The 18,875-nt window shown below is 64.1% G+C and carries 20 protein-coding genes; 2 read left to right on the forward strand and 18 right to left on the reverse strand.

Features of this window, described 5'->3' with window-relative positions:
- Window positions 1-34: 34 nt before the first annotated feature.
- The 5 genes from HMPREF1484_RS00540 to rplS all read right to left on the reverse strand — a co-directional run bounded on the left by HMPREF1484_RS00540 (window position 35) and on the right by rplS (window position 2,985).
- The gene (locus HMPREF1484_RS00540) at window positions 35-334 is read right to left on the reverse strand and encodes a DUF2469 domain-containing protein (RefSeq protein WP_016663057.1); all 300 of its coding nucleotides are present in this window, start codon (window positions 332-334) and stop codon (window positions 35-37) included.
- 67 nt (window positions 335-401) lie between these two features.
- Window positions 402-1,175 (reverse strand): ribonuclease HII, encoded by a 774-nt coding sequence (locus tag HMPREF1484_RS00545; RefSeq protein WP_051120586.1) that lies wholly within the window; start codon window positions 1,173-1,175, stop codon window positions 402-404.
- 16 nt (window positions 1,176-1,191) lie between these two features.
- Window positions 1,192-2,046: a signal peptidase I gene (lepB, locus tag HMPREF1484_RS00550; protein WP_016663059.1), complete on the reverse strand. Its 855-nt coding sequence runs from the start codon at window positions 2,044-2,046 to the stop codon at window positions 1,192-1,194.
- Between the two features lie 10 nt (window positions 2,047-2,056).
- Window positions 2,057-2,626, reverse strand: coding sequence for a signal peptidase I (lepB, locus tag HMPREF1484_RS00555; RefSeq protein ID WP_232049673.1), 570 nt, complete (start codon window positions 2,624-2,626; stop codon window positions 2,057-2,059).
- Between the two features lie 8 nt (window positions 2,627-2,634).
- Window positions 2,635-2,985 carry a 50S ribosomal protein L19 gene (gene rplS, locus HMPREF1484_RS00560; RefSeq protein WP_016663061.1) on the reverse strand — a complete coding sequence of 117 codons (351 nt, stop codon included), beginning with the start codon at window positions 2,983-2,985 and terminating at the stop codon, window positions 2,635-2,637.
- Between the two features lie 279 nt (window positions 2,986-3,264).
- Between rplS and HMPREF1484_RS00565 the strand changes: the two genes are divergently transcribed.
- Window positions 3,265-3,891 carry a hypothetical protein gene (locus tag HMPREF1484_RS00565; protein WP_016663062.1) on the forward strand — a complete coding sequence of 209 codons (627 nt, stop codon included), beginning with the start codon at window positions 3,265-3,267 and terminating at the stop codon, window positions 3,889-3,891.
- A 15-nt stretch (window positions 3,892-3,906) separates the two neighbouring features.
- Here the strand turns inward: HMPREF1484_RS00565 and trmD are convergent, their stop codons facing one another.
- From trmD to HMPREF1484_RS00625, 12 genes are all read right to left on the reverse strand, one after another.
- Window positions 3,907-4,641 carry a tRNA (guanosine(37)-N1)-methyltransferase TrmD gene (gene trmD, locus HMPREF1484_RS00570; RefSeq protein WP_016663063.1) on the reverse strand — a complete coding sequence of 245 codons (735 nt, stop codon included), beginning with the start codon at window positions 4,639-4,641 and terminating at the stop codon, window positions 3,907-3,909.
- Window positions 4,642-4,647: 6 nt separating this feature from the next.
- Window positions 4,648-5,214 carry a ribosome maturation factor RimM gene (gene rimM / locus HMPREF1484_RS00575; protein ID WP_232049674.1) on the reverse strand — a complete coding sequence of 189 codons (567 nt, stop codon included), beginning with the start codon at window positions 5,212-5,214 and terminating at the stop codon, window positions 4,648-4,650.
- Window positions 5,207-6,130, reverse strand: a complete 924-nt coding sequence (locus HMPREF1484_RS00580) for a hypothetical protein (RefSeq protein ID WP_147594857.1) — start codon at window positions 6,128-6,130, stop codon at window positions 5,207-5,209. The genes rimM and HMPREF1484_RS00580 overlap by 8 nt, the downstream gene beginning before the upstream one ends.
- Before the next feature lie 72 nt (window positions 6,131-6,202).
- The gene (locus HMPREF1484_RS00585) at window positions 6,203-6,445 is read right to left on the reverse strand and encodes an RNA-binding protein (protein WP_016663066.1); all 243 of its coding nucleotides are present in this window, start codon (window positions 6,443-6,445) and stop codon (window positions 6,203-6,205) included.
- 2 nt (window positions 6,446-6,447) lie between these two features.
- The gene (rpsP, locus tag HMPREF1484_RS00590) at window positions 6,448-6,948 is read right to left on the reverse strand and encodes a 30S ribosomal protein S16 (protein WP_016663067.1); all 501 of its coding nucleotides are present in this window, start codon (window positions 6,946-6,948) and stop codon (window positions 6,448-6,450) included.
- A 221-nt stretch (window positions 6,949-7,169) separates the two neighbouring features.
- Complete coding sequence (locus HMPREF1484_RS00595; RefSeq protein ID WP_016663068.1) at window positions 7,170-7,805, reverse strand: hypothetical protein; 636 nt, start codon at window positions 7,803-7,805, stop codon at window positions 7,170-7,172.
- 3 nt (window positions 7,806-7,808) lie between these two features.
- Window positions 7,809-9,401 (reverse strand): signal recognition particle protein, encoded by a 1,593-nt coding sequence (gene ffh, locus HMPREF1484_RS00600; protein ID WP_016663069.1) that lies wholly within the window; start codon window positions 9,399-9,401, stop codon window positions 7,809-7,811.
- Between the two features lie 138 nt (window positions 9,402-9,539).
- Window positions 9,540-11,009, reverse strand: coding sequence for a signal recognition particle-docking protein FtsY (ftsY, locus tag HMPREF1484_RS00605; RefSeq protein ID WP_016663070.1), 1,470 nt, complete (start codon window positions 11,007-11,009; stop codon window positions 9,540-9,542).
- A 120-nt stretch (window positions 11,010-11,129) separates the two neighbouring features.
- Window positions 11,130-11,417, reverse strand: coding sequence for a hypothetical protein (locus HMPREF1484_RS00610; RefSeq protein WP_016663071.1), 288 nt, complete (start codon window positions 11,415-11,417; stop codon window positions 11,130-11,132).
- Window positions 11,418-11,535: 118 nt separating this feature from the next.
- Window positions 11,536-11,964 carry a nucleoside-diphosphate kinase gene (ndk, locus tag HMPREF1484_RS00615; RefSeq protein ID WP_016663072.1) on the reverse strand — a complete coding sequence of 143 codons (429 nt, stop codon included), beginning with the start codon at window positions 11,962-11,964 and terminating at the stop codon, window positions 11,536-11,538.
- A gap of 10 nt (window positions 11,965-11,974) precedes the next feature.
- The gene (locus HMPREF1484_RS00620) at window positions 11,975-12,373 is read right to left on the reverse strand and encodes a DUF4233 domain-containing protein (protein WP_016663073.1); all 399 of its coding nucleotides are present in this window, start codon (window positions 12,371-12,373) and stop codon (window positions 11,975-11,977) included.
- A 5-nt stretch (window positions 12,374-12,378) separates the two neighbouring features.
- The gene (locus HMPREF1484_RS00625; protein ID WP_016663074.1) at window positions 12,379-13,746 is read right to left on the reverse strand and encodes a folylpolyglutamate synthase/dihydrofolate synthase family protein; all 1,368 of its coding nucleotides are present in this window, start codon (window positions 13,744-13,746) and stop codon (window positions 12,379-12,381) included.
- 233 nt (window positions 13,747-13,979) lie between these two features.
- Here HMPREF1484_RS00625 and HMPREF1484_RS00630 point away from each other — a divergent pair, with 233 nt between their 5' ends.
- Window positions 13,980-15,578: a WXG100 family type VII secretion target gene (locus HMPREF1484_RS00630; RefSeq protein ID WP_016663075.1), complete on the forward strand. Its 1,599-nt coding sequence runs from the start codon at window positions 13,980-13,982 to the stop codon at window positions 15,576-15,578.
- Here HMPREF1484_RS00630 and ileS read toward each other — a convergent pair.
- Window positions 15,575-18,874 (reverse strand): isoleucine--tRNA ligase, encoded by a 3,300-nt coding sequence (gene ileS, locus HMPREF1484_RS00635; RefSeq protein WP_016663076.1) that lies wholly within the window; start codon window positions 18,872-18,874, stop codon window positions 15,575-15,577. The two genes, HMPREF1484_RS00630 and ileS, sit on opposite strands and share 4 nt — an antisense overlap.
- Window position 18,875 lies beyond the last annotated feature (1 nt).

The following is an 18,875-nucleotide window of genomic DNA, read 5'->3' on the forward strand; positions in this document are numbered from 1 at the left end:
CCCTGTGAGGCGCGAACCACCGACTACGGCATGGCTAGAGATCGAACTCGGGCTTCTCAAGCTCTTCAACGTTGACGTCCTTGAACGTCAACACGCGAACGGAACGCACGAATCGCGACGTTCGGTGCACGTCCCACACCCACGCATCGGCAAGGTTCAACTCGTAGAACACTTCGCCACCCGCATGCTGAACATGCACGTCAACCTGGTTCGCGAGGTAGAGCCTACGCTCCGTTTCGATGCGGTACGCATACGTTCCCACGACGTCGCGGTATTCGCGATAGAGCTGAAGCTCCATGTCGGCCTCGTAGGCATCGAGATCATGCACGTTCAAAGCGCCCTCCCTCACGTCGTGGCTCTCATGGTTGTTCGCAGCGGCGTGCCACCCGCGATTGTCAAGATTACAGTGGCAGATCGAATCCCGGCTGTTCAGCCGGCACGAGCTTCCAACTCGCGCGATGCTCGGCGTGGATCCCGAGCTTTGCGATCGCCTCGCGGTGCGCCTTGGACCCGTAGCCTTTGTTGCCGGCCCACCCGTACCCGGGGGCTTCGGTGTCGAGCGCACCCATGTGGCGATCTCGCGCAACCTTCGCGAGAATGCTCGCCGCGGCCACTGATACGCACGTCTGATCAGCCTTGACGACCACCTCGAGCGGGCACTCGAGCGGCGTCTCGCACCCGCGCGACACATAATCGTGGTTCCCATCCAGAATCACGCCCGCAAGCGGCACGTCGAGTGCCTCGCGGGTCGCCTCGAGAGCACGCGTCACCGCGAGGGTGAGCGCATGAGAAATACCGTGTTCGTCAATCTCCCTGGCCCGTGCAGTTCCGACGGCTGCCGGGCACACCTCGGTTCCGCATCGCGCAACGAGCCCGAGCGGAAGAGGAATCGAGCTCGCCCCGCCCGCGAGGGTCGCGAAAAACACCTCGCGTTTGGTGGGGCTGAGCAGCTTGGAGTCTTTGAGGCCCGACGGTAGCTCGGCAAGCGTCGGAACCGGATCCTCACCCCGCTCGCACCTCACCGCGAAAGCGCCCACCGCGACCGGGCCGGCGAGAGCCCCGCGACCAACTTCGTCGAGCCCAATAACCGCGCACGACGAGGCCTCAGGGTGTGCGGCAAGAAATGCACTCGCAAGAAAAAGCTCGCGCTCGGCAGTCGCGGGGGGACGTGGCATTCGCGTCACGCGGGCCTTACGCGGCGAGCGCGAGGGGCGACAGATCCCTCGACCGCGTGGGGCCGATGCTTGCCGCGCTCTCGGCGTTGTTCAGTTTCTCGAACACCTTCTCGCCGTCCTTGAGGGTGCTCCAGTGCTCGAACGGGAGGAAGAGCAAGACGGCTTTGCCCGCTACCTTCGATTCGTCGACGAACGGGTCCTCGCCACGCGCGTAATGCTCGGAGGAGTCGGCGCTATTGAAGCGGTTGTCCCCCATGACCCACAGTTTGCCCTCGGGGACCGTGACGTCGAACGACACCTGGCACGCACCGTTACCGGGAACGATGTAGGTTTCGTCGAGCTCCACACCGTTAACGCTCATCGGGCCGCCGCGTTCCTTGCACACGATGTGGTCACCGCCCACACCGATGAGGCGCTTCACGAGGTGATTTTCTGTCGGGTCCGGGGCGAGCCCCACGTAGCTGAGGGCTTTGGAGACCTGCTGTCCGGCTGTGAGCGGGCGATCGTGGTTGCCTCCCACCCAGTTACCCGGGTCTTGAAACACGATGACATCGCCACGGTGCAGGTCGAGAACTCCCGGATGAAGCTTCGAGACGAGGATCTTGTCGTCTTCCATGAGGGTCGGGTGCATCGACGCCGACGGGATGAAGAACGGCTGCACGAGGAAAGTCTTGATCAGCACAGCAACGATGAGTGCGATGACAATGGTGACCGTCCAATCAAGAACCGAGCTGAGCACTCCGCTCTTTTTCGCGTGGGCCCTGGCGCCGGCACGGCGCGACGAATCCCCACTCGGATCGGCGGGATCCGGTGCGGTCGACGATTCGCGCGGTTCGGGGACCGCGGGGGCGGGGGGCTCGAGCTCAGACATCGGATCCAGTCTAGTGGGAGATCTCGCGCCCATCGGAAAGCGGCCACACGACACGCGTTACGCGCCCTTGCGTACGTGAAACGGGAACCATGCCTCCACCAGGATCACCGAGGTGATTGCGCGAATCGGATGAGTGATCGCGGCTGTCGCCGAGAAGGAACATGTGCCCCTCGGGCACCGCGACATCAAAATCGACCGCGCTCGCACGCGTGAGGGAATCGGGAAGATAGGGCTCCTCGAGCGGGCGACCGTTCACCTCGAGCTGGCCTTCGCTGGTACAGCAGCGCACGCGATCGCCGCCGACGCCGATCACACGCTTCACCCAATACTGTGACGCTCCGCCGAAATACCCCTTACCGTCGAACACCACGACGTCACCACGACGCGCCGTACCTCGGCTCGTGCGATCCACGACGATGTACTCCCCCGCGTTGAGCGTCGGCGCCATTGACCCACTCGGCACGTGGTAGGTCGTCACAACGAAATGTCGCACACCAAGCACGGCGAGAAGTACGACGCATAAAACCGCGGCGATCACCCACACGAGGAGCGATCGCCGCGGCTGCGATTGAGAGCGCAAGGCGCGAATCAGGAGTGTTCGCGCTTCTCGCGGATGCGGGCCTTCTTGCCGGTGAGGCCACGAAGGTAGTAGAGCTTCGCACGGCGAACGTCACCGCGAGAAACGACCTCGATCTTCTCGACCGTCGGAGCGTGAACCGGGAAGACACGCTCGACGCCGACGCCGAACGAGACCTTGCGGACGCGGAAGGTTTCCTTGATGCCGCCGCCCTTGCGAGCGATGACGTAGCCCTGGAACACCTGGATACGCGAGCGGTTACCTTCAACAACCTTCACGTGCACCTTGACGTTGTCGCCAGCGCGGAAATCGGGAACGTCGCTCTTGAGGTGCGCCGCATCGAGTTCATCGAACTTCTGCATAAGTTTTCTCCTGCCTCCCGCCCCGGGTCGGACGGCGAATGTTTTACCCCCTGGCGGCGGGTCAAACCCACCGAGGGCGTCTATGAATCATTCACATGTGCCGGGCCTCTGGCCGCCATTCCCGTGGCGACGGATCTGCCCTGTTGCCTCGTGCCGCAACCCCCCGAGGCAGGTCACGGCGCAACACGCACGGTCATCCATTTTGCCACTGCTCCAAGAGGCACGCAATAGGATGTCCCGTGAAGGAGAGTGCGAGGTTGCTCGCACGAAAGGAGCACCGTGAACGCGCACGACAACCAAGAAACCACCGACGCTACCCGGTCGCACCGGGCCATCACGAGCAGCGGCCTCACTCACGCGGAAGCAACCACCTTCGTTAAGCACTCCACGAAGGAGCACTTCTCGAACCTCGTCTCGTTCCTCCTCGTGCTCCTCGCACCCGCCGCGCTGTTTTGGGCGCTCGCGCTCCTTCCCTGGACTGGCGACGACCCCGCCCGCTCAATGATCGTGGGGCTCGCCATCGCGCTCGCACTCGTGATTGCGGGGCTCGTTATTCACTTCGTGCCGGGGAGGCGCCACGGCGTCCTCCAAGCGGTCGAGGAAGGGCACGTGGCAACAACGCCTGCCTCAGCGGCGGTTGCACGCGACCATCACTCGAAAGTCAAGCCCGTCAACGCCGTTCTTGTGGGCTTCGGCGTACTCGCAATCCTGGCCGCACTCGCGTGCGCTGGCCACGCCCTCATGGCGGGGAGCTTGCCTCAGCGCGTTTTCCTCGACATTGGATGCGCGTTTGGCTTCATCGCGATTGCCTTCGCGGCCTTCTATTGGCCCTTCACAACAAGGCGCCTCGTCCGTCACCTCGGAGCCCAGGACCACCCGAAGGACCAGGAACGAGGCGAAGACTAAGAGGGCGCTAGCGGGCTACTCGCGCCCCTCGAGCAGATCTGGCCTGCGCTCGGCAGTGCGCTCGAGTGAACGTTCGCGGCGCCACTTTTGGATGCGCGCGTGGTGGCCGCTGAGCAGCACTTCGGGCACGTCGCGCTGCACGCCATCGGGCGAGGTCCAACGCGCGGGCTTCGTATAGAGCGGGTACTCGAGCAGCCCGCTCGTGTGAGACTCCTCGACGATCGATTCGGGATTGCCCACGACCCCTGGTACGAGCCGCACGATCGCCTCGGTCATCGCGAGAACCGCAACCTCGCCGCCGTTGAGCACGTAGTCACCGAGTGAGCTGAGCGCAACGCGCACACCTTGATCGGCGAGGTACTCATAAACGCGCTCGTCGATACCTTCGTAGCGGCCGCACGCGAAAATGAGCCACGGCTCCTCGGCCCGCTGTTCCGCAGCCCGCTGCGTAAACGGTTCGCCCGCCGGGTTCGGGAAAATAACGAGCGGTGAAGCGGAGCCATCGTCGAACTCCCCCTTCCCCGAGGCGAGCACATCCGCAAACGCTTCCGACCACGGCTCGGGCTTCATCACCATGCCGGCCCCGCCGCCCACGGGCGTGTCATCGACTGTGCGGTGACGATCGTGCGTGTAATCGCGCAAGTTGTGCAGGTGCACATCGATGAGCCCGTCCTTGCGGGCCTTGCCGATGAGGGAAAGCTCGAGCGGGGCGAGGTATTCGGGAAAAATCGTGATGACGTCGATACGCACGAGACGCTAGCCCTTCGCACCATCGCGCTCGCTCAGCGCGTTCTCGGGATCGAAGAGACCGCCGGGAGGATCCGCAACCACGAACCCGCCCTCAATGTCGACTTCGGGCACGAGCTCCTCGACGAACGGAAGCATGACGCGCCGGCCATCCACCGCCCGCACGATCAACAGGTCCTGCGCGGGATAGTGATCGAGCCCGATCACGGTGCCGAGCACTCGGCCATCGTCCGTACGGACTTCAAGCCCCTTGAGTTCCTCCGGGTACCACGCATCCGGATCCTCTTCAAACTCCTCGTCGCGATCCAGCTCGAGTACCAAATCTGCGCCGCGAAGCCCCTCTGCCGCCGTGCGGTCGTGGATCTCGGCGAACTTCACGTACCACCGCCCTTGCTGTGTGCGCGTCGCGGCGAGCGTGAGCTGTTGGGGCGTTCCCTCGCCCCCGTCAACGTCGAAACGGGCACCCTTCACGAGGCGCTCTTCGGGAATATCGGTGCGTACGATGAGCGACACCTCGCCCTTGAGGCCGTGAGCCTTGCCGATTGTGCCCACGACTACCGTCACGTTGTCACTCACCGGCGAGCTCACCTCCGCCGCCCTCGCCGCTCTCGCCCGGGTCCTCGCTCGGGAGGTCAACGGCGCCTTCGTATCCCGCTGCCTCGCACGCCGCGCCGAAACCATCGAGAGTCGAACGTGAGCCGGAGGAGTTCGGATCTCCGTCAAGAACTTTTTGGAACGGTTTTTGGACCTCGGCGAGGGCCTTCTTCACGCCCTCGTCATCGACGTTATCAATCTCGTCCTGGAGAATGTCGTTGAGGTTCTGGACCTTTGCACGATCGGACTTCGGAACATACTTGCCGCGAAAACCAATGGCTTTAAAGGAGTTCGAGGTGAAGACGTTGCCGTTGCGGTATTCGGTGAACAGCTGCGGCTTTGTCGCAAGCTCAGCACACACGAGTTTTGCGGGTTTCTTACCCTTCTCACCGCCACCGCTCGCCCACGTCGCGTGCACCGACATTGGCGCGCACGCCGAGGCGAGACCCTCGAGCGCCCCCTTGAAGGCTTCGGTATCGGCGTCCTTCCCCTTCTCGGATTCAGTCTCGATCCAGTCGGCAACCTTGCCAGCCGCACCCTTAACATCCTCGGTGGATTCGGCAAACGTCCCACGCACATCCTCGGCGGCAGTCTGGAACATGTACTCGTTCGTACCGCCGATCTCAAGGGCACTCGCCCCCATGGCAATCGCCTGGAAGTACTCGGGCGAGACGTAATCTGGGTCGCCAAAAAACTGGGTACACGCGTACTCGGTCGCGGGATCGACCTGGGGCTTCTTCTCTATCGTCGTGACCTCCACGGTGCCACCACCCGAGGGCTCACCGCCTGTCGAACCGATCGCGTCGCACCCGGCAGCGCCGAGCGCCAGAAGTCCCGCTGCGCCGAAGGCAGCGAGCGGGCGAAGAATGCGGGAGAGCTTCATGGAATCCTCACTCACGGGTCTCATAAGGAAAGGCGGCAGCCGCGCCACACTGTAGCGTTGCTGCCGCCTCAAGGTGCGTTGTCACCGTTAGCGCTTGTCGGTGTCCACGATGTCCACGCGAATGTCGTCGTTGGACAGTGCCGTGGTCACGGTGCGCAGCGCCCGGGCCGTGCGACCCGAACGCCCGATCACGCGCCCGAGATCATCGGGGTGAACGCGCACTTCGAGCAGCGGCCCCCGGCGGGTCGACTTTTCCTTGACGCGCACGTCATCGGGGTTGTCGACGATCCCGCACACGAGGTGCGCGAGGGCTTCGGCGCGGGCGCTCATGCTCAGGCCTCTTCGGTGGTCTCTTCGGAAGTCTCGGCCTCGGCACCCTCAGCCGACTCCTCGGAGGACTCGGCGTTCTCGGCAGCCTCAGCGGCTTCCTTCTCAGCGGCGGCTTCGGCCTCAGCCTTTGCCTTGGCGGCCTTGACCTCTTCGCGCTTTTCAGCGGCGGCCTTGTCAGCGGCGGCGATGCGCTCCTCGGCGCTCACCTTTGCTTCCTTGGCTTTGAGGGTGCCTTCGGTGCCCTCTTCACCCTTGAACTTTGCCCACTCACCGGTGACCTTGAGGATCGCGGCGACCTGGTCGCTGGGCTGGGCACCCACGCCGAGCCAGTACTGCGCGCGCTCCGAGTCAACTTCCATGAACGAGGGCTGCTCGTTCGGGTTGTACTTGCCGATCTCTTCGATCACGGCGCCATCGCGCTTCTTGCGCGAGTCAACAACAACGATGCGGTAAACCGGTGCATGGACCTTGCCCATGCGCTTTAGACGAATCTTGACGGCCACGAGGCTGTCTCTCCTTCTGCGTAAGAATGGGTGAGAATCGCGCCGCCCGTGGGGTCAACATAAGCTGCGCTTTCCTCGGCTGGACGTGCCCGGCCGGGTAGAGGGCTCCGGAGCGGGCACATACAAGGGTCAATTATGCCCGAAACCGGCCCCTCAGCGAAAGGCCGTAGCGTGTGCCGCCGGGCACAGTTAAGGATCCGACGGCCGCTGTGCCTCCGCCGTTACTCGCCAGACAGCGGCGCCGAGCAATGGTCGGAAATACTGAGCGCAAAGAACCGATCGACGGCGAACGCGGGATAGCCCTCGCCGTCGGCTCCCGCCCCGCTCTCCCAATCGCCGAGCCGTGCGAGCGTGAGCTTTTTACGGAACTGCCTGAGCTTGCGATGCGTCTCGTGCGTATCGCCGGCCGTAGCGATCGCGCGAAAGTCAGCGAAGGCCTTTTCCACGCTCGAGCGTTCGTACAGCCTCACGGTTCCACCAACGGCGCCGGCCTGCGCGTCGGCCCACGTCAGTGGCTGATGCGCCGCGAGAAAGTCATCCACGCAAATCACGAGAGCATTGTGATCGCTGAGCGGATCGGCCCGCAGTTCACGCACGACCGCTTCGAGGGCTTCGTCCACGACGGCTGCCTGGTAGCCCTCACGCATAAGCCCGACGCGCGGGAACGACTGCGCCTCGATACGCTCGGCGAGAGCGAGCGAGCGCTCGACGTCTCCCTCAGTGAGCACGAGTTCCTCATCCAAGGTGTCGAGGAAACGATCGACGTTATCGATGCAGTAGCGCGCGCCACGCCTCGACGTGGGGAATCGAAGTCCCGAGGTGAGAGCGGGAAGGCTACCGGTCGTGACGGTGGACATCGGCTACTTTCCGAGCATCTTGCGAAGTTCTGGGGGAAGCTGATTCATGTCGAGGTTCGACAAGTCGGCGCTGGCGTCGGCGGAATTCCCCGCCCCTCCAAACGCGCCCGCGCCGCCGAAGGCCGAACCCTTCTTCTGGGCCTGCTGCTCCGCCCACGCCTTTTCTTCGGCTGCGCGCTTCGCAGGGTTGCCCGACCGGGACTTCTTTTTGTTTTTCTTCGGGGACTGCATGCGTCCGCGGGACTTCTTGCCAAATCCCATGCCCGGCGCCCCGAAACCGCCGCCGCCGGCCAGGCCCTTACCTACCGAGCCCATCATCTTTTGCATCTGCTTGAACTGATCGAGCAGACGATTCACTTCGGTCACGGTCGTGCCGGAGCCCTTCGCGATGCGAGCGCGACGCGAGCCGTTGATCTCTTTGGGGTTCGCGCGCTCGAACGGCGTCATCGACTGCACCATTGCTTCGATACGCGTGATCATTGAATCGTCGAACTGATCGATCGCCTGCTTGTACTGGCGCATGTTCGGCATCATGCCGAGCATCTTCTTCATCGAGCCCATCGACTTGATCTGCTGGAGCATCGACATGAAGTCGTTGAGGTTGAATTCTTCGCCCTGCGCGAGCTTCGAGGCGACCTTCTCGGCTTCCTCGCGATCCATGCGCTTTTCGGCCTGCTCGATGAGGGTAAGCACGTCACCCATATCGAGGATGCGGCTCGCCATGCGGTCCGGGTGGAACCGCTCGAAATCACCGAGTGCCTCACCGGTCGAGGCGAAGAGGATCGGGCGGTCGGTGATGCCCGTGATGGAGAGGGCCGCGCCACCGCGTGCATCGCCGTCGAGTTTCGACAGCACCACGCCCGTGAAGCCCACGCCGTCGCGGAACGCTTCGGCAACGCGCGCGGCATCCTGGCCGATCATCGCGTCGACGACAAAAAGGGTGTTGTCGGGGTTGACGGCATCGCGGATATCCCGCGCCTGCTGCATCATTTCTTCGTCGATGCCGAGGCGGCCCGCGGTATCAACGATCACAACGTCGTACTGCTCGTGCGCCGCCGTCGCGACACCGTCGAGGGCAACGACAACAGGGTCCCCCACGCCATTGCCGGGCTCGGGGGCGAACACCTTGACGCCCGCCCGCTCACCGACGATCTGGAGCTGGTTGACGGCATTGGGGCGCTGGAGGTCCGACGCAACGAGCAGCGGCGTGTGGCCCTCGTCCTTGAGGTACTTGGCAAGCTTGCCGGCGAGTGTCGTTTTACCGGCGCCCTGGAGGCCCGCGAGCATGATGACGGTCGGCGGGTTTTTCGCGAACTGGAGCCCGCCGGTCGCACCGCCGAGAACCTCCACAAGTTCGGCGTGCACGATCTTGACGACCTGCTGCGCGGGGTTGAGGGCCTTCGACACCTCGGCGCCTAGGGCACGCTCGCGCACGCGCGCGGCAAACTGCCGAACGACGGGGACGGCGACGTCCGCGTCAAGCAGTGCGCGGCGGATCTCGCGCACGGTCTTGTCGATATCGGCCTCAGTGAGGCGGCCCTGGCCACGCAGGCCCTTGAGGGTCTTACTAATACGATCGGAAAGATTGTCAAACACGAAAAAATAGCCTCGGGAAACTTGGGGCGGCGAGCGAGGTGACGGCGCGCACCCGTGGGGGCGCACCTCGCGAGCCGGAGCGCACCCATTGTAACGGGGGTCGGTGCGCTCCGGCTCGCGCGAAAGGGGTGAGGGGAACTACTCGAGGAGTGCGTCCACGAACCCGTACGGGTCGAACGGCGTGAGGTCGTCCATGCCTTCACCGAGACCCACGAGCTTCACGGGCACACCGAGCTCGCGCTGGACGTTGACGACAATGCCGCCCTTCGCGGTGCCGTCGAGCTTCGTGAGCGCAATGCCCGTGACGTTCACGGCCTCAGCGAACACGCGCGCCTGCTGCATGCCGTTCTGGCCGGTCGTCGCGTCAAGGACGAGGATGACCTCCTGGATCTCGGCCCCCTTGAGTGCCTTCGAGGCGACGCGGCGAATCTTGCCGAGTTCGTCCATGAGCCCCTTCTTGTTCTGGAGGCGACCGGCCGTATCGATCACGACGACATCGACACCCTGGTCGATGCCCGCCTGAACAGCGTCGAAGGCGACCGAGGCCGGATCGGCGTTTTCGCGTTCGCTGCGCACGGTTGTGACGCCCACGCGCTCGCCCCACGTCTGGAGCTGCTCGGCGGCTGCGGCACGGAATGTATCGGCAGCCCCAAAGAGTACGGTGCGGCCTTCGGCGATGAGAACGCGACCGAACTTACCGGTCGTCGTCGTCTTTCCGGTGCCGTTGACGCCGACCATCATGACGACGCTCGGCACCATCGAGCCGTCGGGCGCCTCGATCGCGCTCGCCGCGAGTCGACGGTCGAGGCCGGGGTTCACGAGCTTGACGAGTTCTTCACGCAGAATCTCGCGGACCGCGTCGGGGTCCTTCGTGTTGAGCACCTGCACGCGGTCGCGCAGCGCCTCCATCAGTTCGTCGGTCGCATCGGGGCCGAGGTCGGCCATGAGGAGGGTTTCCTCGATCTCGTCCCACGTGTCCATATCGATATCGCCGCTCGTGAGGAGCGCGAGGATCCCTCGACCAATCGATCCGGAACGCTGGAGACGCTCGCGAAGGCGCACCATGCGATCGGCGGTCGGCTCAGGAGTCTCGACGGGGGCGTGCGGCTCGGCTTCGACGTCCGTTGACTCAACTTCCTCGGCCGGAGCAACCGGCTCAGCGGGCTCGGCGGGTTCAACCGGGTCGACCGGCTCAGCAGTTTCAACGGGTTCGACCGGCGCGACGGGCTCGACCGGTTCAACGGGTTCAGCGGGCGCCACGGGCGCGGCAGGGGTGGCCTCGGGTGTGTCCGACGCCTGCACGTCGCCCTCGTGCGGCACTTCGGCATCGACGGGAGCCTGAGAGGCGTCGGCCCCCTCCTCCTCTTCGCTTCCCGCTTCGCGAGCGGGGTTCTTAGCAGGCGCCGAAAGCGACTCCCCCCACGTGGGGGCGGCGGGACGCTCCGGCTTTGCGGCTTCCTTGCGCTCGCCCTTGGCGTCTTTCTCCGGCGCCTCTTTGCCGTCGGTGTCACTTCCCGACGGCCGCGTGAGCGCCCACAACCCCGCCGCGATAACGGCGACGCCGCCGCCGCTTGCGACGAGGGTCAATATCAGTTCGTTTAAGTCCATTAGCCCTCCCTTAACCAGCCACGCACGTGAGGGCGCGCGGCAAAGACTTCCTCGCTAGTGTACGAAAACGCCCGCGCGAGCGCGGGCGTGGCTGTGGTGAGACGATGCGCGTGCAGCACCTCACGAAGCGAGACGCAACGGCTCGCTCTCTGCTCCGGCTTGATCGGTATTTGATGAGTCACGATCCGTGCGCGATGCGGCGCTGTGCCCTTCACGCTCACGCAGGGGCCAGGCTTGAACGGGCACGCTCGCGCGCATTGACGCCGAGGGGGTACGGCTCACTGACTTCGGCGAGCCCTTTGAACGCGAGGAAAGATTGCCCGACTTCTTCTGCGACATCACAACGACGGCGATGAGCCCCGCGGCCAGTGCGACGGCCACAAGCATGAAGAGGATGACAGATTCCATACCTGAAATTTTACCTCACCTTTACTCGAAAGATCGCGAGCGATGGCCGTGAGTCCTGACTTTACGTGTGTTCTTCGCGATAGCGAATCCCGTACGGAGCCTCGACCTCACGCGCGCGTCACGCCGAAAGAGCCGGGAACCAAATAGCGATCTCGCGCGCAGCCGATTCGGGCGAATCCGAACCGTGGATGAGATTCTCAATCACGGGCTTATCCCAGGCGCGACCCAGGTCACCGCGGATCGTGCCGGGGGCGGCCTCCGTCGGTTTTGTCGCCCCCATGAGCGTACGCATCCCCGCGATGCATTCCTCCCCCGCGACAACCAGCGCGACAAGCGGACCCGAACTCATGAACTCGAGCATGGGCGGGAAGAATGGCTTGCCCTCGTGTTCGGCGTAGTGCGCTGTGAGCTCCTCGAGGCTCGCAGCGCGCTGGTCGAGCGCGAGAATCTCGTAGCCCTTTTGCTCGATGCGGCGGATGATCTCGCCGCGAAGCTGGCGCTTTATGGCATCGGGTTTAAGGAGAATGAGCGTGCGTTCTTGTGTCATGCACCTCACCCTAGCGTGCCTCGGTGTCCTCTCCTAGAACGCGCCGATCGATCGCATCTTTCTCGCGGTCAAGCTGGCGCCCTTTGACGACGCCGAGCCAGTACAGCAGCGCAAAAAGCAGACCGACGACGTACATCGCGGGGACGAAAAGCCCGAGCAGGATAAACGGGACCTGGAGTGCAAGGCCGAGCCAATACGGCCATGCCTGTGACGATGAGAGCAGCCTCGCCGCGACGATCATGGCCGCGAGCAACGAGAGCGAAAGAATCCAGCTTGCGAGCCGAGTATCGGGGGCGAGACCGTGGGCGACGAGGCCGGCAAAAAGGGCCACGAAGCCTTCGCACGCGAGGGTCGTCGCACACAGCATCCGCTGCGCGCCGGACTTGCGGGTCGAGGGGGTGATATCCATGCCGCTCACTTCCCCACGCGCCCCAGGAGCTGGCGCACTTCTGCCGCGAGAGTGATGGAGCCGGTCGCAACGATGCCTGCGAAATCGTCGCCTTCCTGCTCGGCTGCATCAACGGCGGCTTGGATCGCATCGGGCAGGCTCGCCTGCTCAATAACGCGGTCCTCGTCCCCGAAGATGTCGCGCGCCTCCATCGCGAGCAGGTCCGTGGGGATTGCGCGCGGCGACGTGCTCTCGGTAATGACGACGATGTCGAAGAGCGGTTCGAGGATCGCGAGGATCTCGCTCGCGTCTTTCTCCTTGAGAATGCCCACGATCCCCACGGTGCGTGTAAACCGGAAGCTCTCTCGCACGGTTTCGACGAGAACCTCGGCTCCCGCTGGGTTGTGGGCGGCATCGACGAGGATTGTCGGGGCCTGGCGCACGACTTCGGCGCGACCCGGGGATGTCACGCGCTCGAGGCCCGCGCGGACGAGATCGCCGTCAAGTGGGGCATCACCACCCGTGAGGAGCGCCTCCGCCGCTGCGATCGCGAGAAGCGCGTTGTGTGCCTGGTGGGCGCCCAGAAGCGGAACAAAGACCTCTTCGTAGCGCGCGGCGATCGACTGCACCGCGATCATCTGCCCGCCGACCGCGGGTACGCGATCGAGCACGCCGATCTGCTCCCCTTCAATTGCGGCGGTCACGCCGAGCTCGGCGCAGCGATTCTTAAGCACGTCGAGCGCGCCGGAGAACTGCTGCGCGGCAATCACCGCGAGCGCACCTTCCTTGAGGATTCCCGCTTTCTCCCCGGCGATCTCCTCGATCGTCTCCCCGAGGTAGTCCTGGTGATCGAAAGCGATCGGGGTGATCACGGTGACGTCGGGATCGATGACGTTCGTCGCGTCCCAGCGGCCCCCGAGGCCCACCTCGACGATCGCGACGTCGACCGGCGCACTCGCGAATGCTTGGAACTGCATGGCCGTGAGGAATTCGAACATGCTGATTCGCACGCCAGTCTCGGCGAATTCACGGTCGACGACCTCGGCGAAAGGGAGCACGTCTTCGTACGCCTGGACGAAGCCCTCTTCGCTGATGGGCTGCCCATCAAGCGCAATACGTTCGGTGGGCGTGTGCATATGTGGGCTCGTGAGTCTTCCCGTGCGAAGGCCCGCCTCGATAAGGAGCGCTTCGGCGATGCGCGCGGTCGATGTTTTCCCGTTCGTGCCCGCGATGTGGAAGGTGCGGTATGCGCGTTCGGGATGCCCCATGAGCTCGAGGAGGCGCGCTATGCGTGTGAGGCTCGGCTCGATCTCGTTTTCGGGGGCGCGCGATTGCAGATCCGTCCACGCCCTCGTGAACGCTTCGCTGTGCTCGATGCCGCCTGGCCGTGCCATGTACTGCTTCACTCTGCCTTTCGCGCCGGTGATACGTGGGTTTCAGTGTAGTGCGGCCTTGCCGGGGAGGGGATCCGCGAGGGCCGCCCAGGGCGCGGCTCGTGCTCCACACCTCACGGCCGCCCCCAGACGCCACGGCGCGCACGCGTGGAGTCCGACGGTTGCCTACTCTCAAGTTGAGCACGCGGTCACAGGGGTCGCCGCGGTTCACGGGAAGCGCAAAGGGGTAGGGCGTGGGCGATTTTCTAGGCATGGATACCGAGCAGGCGCGTAACTCTGCGCGCGCTCTCAACGACCTTGCGGGACGACTCACCGCGGATGCGACTCGCGTGAAAGACGAAGCGGGGGCAGTCCCGTGGGAGGGCGCGGATGCCGAAGCCTTCCGCGCGCGCGTTTCGAGCATCGTTGCACCCGGAATGCACGAGGCCGTGAAGCAGCTTTTCGCACTTGCACACGCGCTCGAGAGCAATGCGCTCGAGCAGGATGCGGCGTCGCACGCGAGCGACGCCGCGAGCGGAGGCGCCGGTTCGGCGTCCGCCCTAGGTCTCGCAGAGGCGACACGTGCGCAGGTACTCGGGATCACCGCTCTCGCGGGTATCGCTCATGGGATGAGGAACCTGTTTGGCCGCGGCTCCAAGCGCGTTCGAGCAGTGGGAAGGCCCAATACCCACACGTTCAACCACGAGATCGGCAAAATCGCGCTCGAGACCATCGACTATGCCAGCGCGCTCGGCAGGAAACACTTCCACAACCCTCGGTTCACGGTCACCCCGACGACCGAACAAAGCACGCTCGTGAGCATCAGCGACTACAAGGATTCGCACCCACCGCGCACACTCGCGGACTTGCTCTACTTCACCGAGGAGGCACGCCACGCACGCGACGCGGGCGAAGACCGCGAAAACTATCGTGTACAGCACTTTCGCACCTCGACGGGAGAAGAAACCTACGTGATGTACATGCCTCCCACCCAGATCGGTATGGGCACGGAAAAGGCGTGGGATGGAACCGCCGGTAACTCGCGCGACTGGGCCTCAAACCTGGGGATGATGGCGGGCATGGACGTCACGACGATGAAGAACGCGCGCGCTGCGCTCGAAGCCGCGGGCGTTCCCAAAGGCGCAAACCTCATGCTCGTTGGACACTCCCAGGGAGGCCTCGCAGCAGTCTCGCTCTCCTCAAAACATGACTTCAATGGCGAAGACGGCTACAACGTCACGGATATCGTCACCTTTGGTTCTCCCGTGGACGCCTACATTCCCGCGCAATCGAACACCAAGGTCTTCGCGATCGCGCACAAGCAGGGGCTGCGACCCTACGCGGACACCATTCTTGGTGGCCCCTCACAAGCGGGAATCTCCTTCACGGTCGACCCTGTTCCACTCCTCGATCTCGGTGGACTCAACGGTCCGCACTCACCGCAAGTCACCAACATTGATCTCACCCCCGCGACGGACCACGACGCGGGTTTCAACACAGGAATCTCCTTTTTCCAACCGGGGCAAGCGCCGGCGGAAGTGAAGTGGCCGGGCTACGATCTGAGGGCCGTTCACGACTCGCTTCGGCGCCTACCCGACGGCTCGATCGACCCGCACTACGGCTATTACCCAACGCTCCTCGCGCAGCAGGAACTCAATTCCGACCTGCTCGAAGTCAAGGGCGACATCGACGGCCTCTACATGGGCGAAGGCCTCACGCTCGTCGAAGACATAAACGTCCAGTTCGTTCGTGAGCCCGCAACCGCCATCGAGCCCGGCGGCACAAACGATGACGGGGGAATCGACCGCTCGACTCCCCCGCCACCGGATGACCTTCTCGACAAGTGGCGTTAAGCGCGCTTCACCTGAACGGTAACGCTCGCCCCGGTGACCTTCTCGGTCGTCTCGAAGTCGGCGCCCGCGAGCGCACCCTCGCTATACGCAACGCTCGTGGCGAGAACCTCGTGGCAAACGAGGGTCTCGAACGCACGCACGGCCTCGAGAACACTTTCGGATCCCGCAACCGCGAGCGAAATGCGGTCCGAAACCTCGAAGCCTGCCTCGCGGCGAGCGGACTGCACCACACGCACGACGTCACGCGCGAGGCCCTCCGCCTCAAGCTCGGGGCTCACGCGAGTGTCGAGAACGATGAAGTCACCACCGCGCAGAACCCCGATTGAGCGGCCTTCCGCATCCGAGCTATCGCCCGCGACAAGGTCGAGCGTGTACTCGCCCTCGACGAGGTCGAGGCCGCCCGAGGTGACGGTGCCGTCCTCGGCGACGCTCCAGTCGCCGCTCTTCGCGCCCTTGATCGCACGCTGCACGTCCTTACCGAGGCGCGGGCCAGCGACGCGGGCATTCACGCTCAAGCGCTGCTCGACGCCCATCTTTCCGGCCTCCTCGCTCGCGACATCGAGCAACCGCACGGCCTTGACATTGAGCTCATCGCGGATGATGTCGGTGAACGGCTCGAGGCGTGCAGCATCGACCGCCACGACGGTCAGCTCCGCGAGCGGGAGGCGGGCACGCAAGCCCTCCTTCTTGCGCAGCGCGTTGCCCTGCGAACACACCTGGCGCACGGCGTCCATCTCCTCGACGAGCGCGTCATCCGCGGGGAACAGGGAAGCATCGGGCCAATCGGTGAGGTGCACGCTCCGCTCACCCGTGAGCTCACGGTAAATTTCCTCGGTCACGAGCGGAAGCAGAGGCGCGGCAACCCTCACGAGGGTCTCGAGGCACGTGTAAAGCGTGTCGATCGCGGCTTCATCGCCCTCCCAGAAACGCTCGCGGGAACGGCGCACGTACCAGTTCGTGAGTGCATCCAGGTACTGGGCGATCGCTTCACCGGCATCAGCAATCCGCAACTCGTCGAGGCAGTCCTGCGCCTCGCGAACGAGTTGCCCCGTACGCGCAAGCAGGTAGCGATCCATGACGTCCTCGGAGTCATAGCGAACCTTGGCCTCGTAGCCGGTCGGCTTACCGTCGGAATCCTTCTCCCCCGCCGCATTCGCGTATAGAGCGAGGAAGTACCAGGTATTCCACAGCGGAAGAACGGCCGTGCGAACCGCATCGCGAATGTTGCTTTCCGCGACCACGAGGTTGCCGCCGCGCAAAATCGGCGAATTCATGAGGAACCAGCGCATCGCGTCCGCGCCGTACGAATCGTACATTTCGCGCACGTCCGGGTAGTTCCTGAGCGACTTCGACATTTTGTTGCCGTCGTCGCCAAGGACGATGCCGTGGCAGATGACGTTCTTGAAGGCCGGGCGATCGAACAGTGCGGTTGAGAGCACGTGCATGACGTAGAACCAGCCGCGGGTCTGCCCGATGTATTCGACGATGAAGTCGGCAGGGTTGTGCGAGTCAAACCACTCTTCGTTGTCGAAGGGGTAGTGCACTTGCGCGAACGGCATCGAGCCCGAGTCGAACCACACGTCGAAAATGTCCTCGATGCGCCGCATGGTTGACTTGCCCGTCGGGTCGTCGGGGTTGGGGCGCGTGAGGTTATCGATGTACGGACGGTGGAGGTTCACCTCGCCGTTCTCGTCGCGCGGAAGCTCACCGAAGGCTTCCTCGATCTCCGCGAGCGAGCCGTACACCTCGATGCGCGGGTAGTTCGGGTCATCGCTCTTCCACACGGGAATGGGCGTACCCCAGTAGCGGTTGCGAGAGATTGCCCAGTCGCGTGCGCCTTCGAGCCACTTTCCGAACTGGCCGTGCTTCACGTTGCCGGGAACCCAGTTGATCTCCTCGTTCAGTTCGAGCATCCGCTCGCGCTGATCTGCAACCTTCACGAACCACGAGCCGACGGCCTTGTAGATGAGGGGGTTGCGGCAGCGCCAGCAGTGCGGGTAACTGTGCACGTAGCTCTTCTCCTGGAAGAGCCGGCCATCTGCCTGAAGAAGGCGGATGAGAGGGCGATTAGCCTCAAACACCTGCAGACCCACGATCGAATCGAGCGCAGTCCCGCGGAACGTCTCGAGGAACTTTGCGCCTTCGTCGACGCTCACCACCACGGGGATGCCGTATTCGGCGTTGATTTTCTGGTCGTCCTCACCGTACGCGGTTGCCTGGTGCACGATGCCCGTACCGTCGCTCGTCGAGACGTAGTCGGCGACAGTGATGATCCAAGCCTTCTCGAGGCCCCACTTTTCGCGGTCCTGTGCGTACACGTCCCACAGCGGGGTGTACTCGACGTATTCAAGTTCGGAACCGGCATACACACGCTCGCCGAGAGCCGCGAGAACGTCCTCTTCACCGTCGTAGCCGAGTTCCTTCGCGAACGCGCCGGCGAGATCCTTCGCGAGGAGGTAGGTCGCACCACCGGCGGGGGTGCCGTCGGAACTTCCGTTCGGGCCCGCCGGAACCGTCACGTACTCGACCTCCGGGCCCACCGCGAGCGAGAAGTTCGTGGGGAGGGTCCACGGGGTCGTCGTCCATGCGAGAGCCTTGACGCCGTCGAGTGCGAGCTCGGCCGCCTTCTGGCCCGTGAGCGGGAACGTCACGACGACGGAGGCATCCTGGCGGTCCTTGTACACGTCGTCGTCCATGCGCAGCTCGTGGGAGCTCAGCGGGGTCTGGTCAACCCAGCAGTACGGGAGAACCTTGTAGCCCTCGTACGCGCGGTCCTTGTCGTAGAGCTGCTTGAACGCCCACAGCACCGACTCCATGAACGTCACGTCGAGCGTCTTGTAGTCGTTGTCAAAATCGACCCAGCGCGCCTGGCGCGTGACGTAGTCGATCCATTCGTTCGCGTACGTCAGCACGGAGCCGCGCGCGGCATTGTTGAATGCCTGCACGCCCATCTCTTCGATTTCGCGCTTCTCGGTGAGGCCAAGTTCCTCCATCGCAGCGAGCTCGGCGGGAAGCCCGTGGGCGTCCCACCCGAAACGGCGCTCCACGAGGTTGCCGCGCATGGTGCGGTAGCGCGGGACGACGTCCTTCGCGTAGCCGGTGAGGAGGTGGCCGTAGTGCGGCAGGCCGTTCGCGAACGGCGGGCCGTCGTAGAACACGAACTCTTCGGCGCCCTCGCGGCGACGAATGGATTCGGCGAATGTGTCGTCCTCTTTCCAGAAGGCGAGCACCTCGTCCTCGAGCTTCGGGAGGTTTGGTGAACTCGTGAGGCTCTTACCGTTCTTGGGGTATGCCATG

This window comes from Dermabacter sp. HFH0086 (assembly GCF_000413375.1).
In the GTDB taxonomy this organism is placed as follows: domain Bacteria; phylum Actinomycetota; class Actinomycetes; order Actinomycetales; family Dermabacteraceae; genus Dermabacter; species Dermabacter hominis.

Bases quoted from the DNA above. Each gene is read 5' to 3' on its own strand.
- rplS (WP_016663061.1), bottom strand. From the start codon at position 2,985: ATGCAGAAGTTCGATGAACTCGATGCGGCGCACCTCAAGAGCGACGTT.
- ndk (WP_016663072.1), bottom strand. From the start codon at position 11,964: ATGACACAAGAACGCACGCTCATTCTCCTTAAACCCGATGCCATAAAG.
- HMPREF1484_RS00610 (WP_016663071.1), bottom strand. From the start codon at position 11,417: ATGGAATCTGTCATCCTCTTCATGCTTGTGGCCGTCGCACTGGCCGCG.
- ftsY (WP_016663070.1), bottom strand. From the start codon at position 11,009: ATGGACTTAAACGAACTGATATTGACCCTCGTCGCAAGCGGCGGCGGC.
- lepB (WP_016663059.1), bottom strand. From the start codon at position 2,046: ATGTCTGAGCTCGAGCCCCCCGCCCCCGCGGTCCCCGAACCGCGCGAA.
- HMPREF1484_RS00625 (WP_016663074.1), bottom strand. From the start codon at position 13,746: ATGGCACGGCCAGGCGGCATCGAGCACAGCGAAGCGTTCACGAGGGCG.
- HMPREF1484_RS00620 (WP_016663073.1), bottom strand. From the start codon at position 12,373: ATGGATATCACCCCCTCGACCCGCAAGTCCGGCGCGCAGCGGATGCTG.
- HMPREF1484_RS00595 (WP_016663068.1), bottom strand. From the start codon at position 7,805: ATGTCCACCGTCACGACCGGTAGCCTTCCCGCTCTCACCTCGGGACTT.
- HMPREF1484_RS00545 (WP_051120586.1), bottom strand. From the start codon at position 1,175: ATGCCACGTCCCCCCGCGACTGCCGAGCGCGAGCTTTTTCTTGCGAGT.
- HMPREF1484_RS00585 (WP_016663066.1), bottom strand. From the start codon at position 6,445: ATGAGCGCCCGCGCCGAAGCCCTCGCGCACCTCGTGTGCGGGATCGTC.
- ileS (WP_016663076.1), bottom strand. From the start codon at position 18,874: ATGGCATACCCCAAGAACGGTAAGAGCCTCACGAGTTCACCAAACCTC.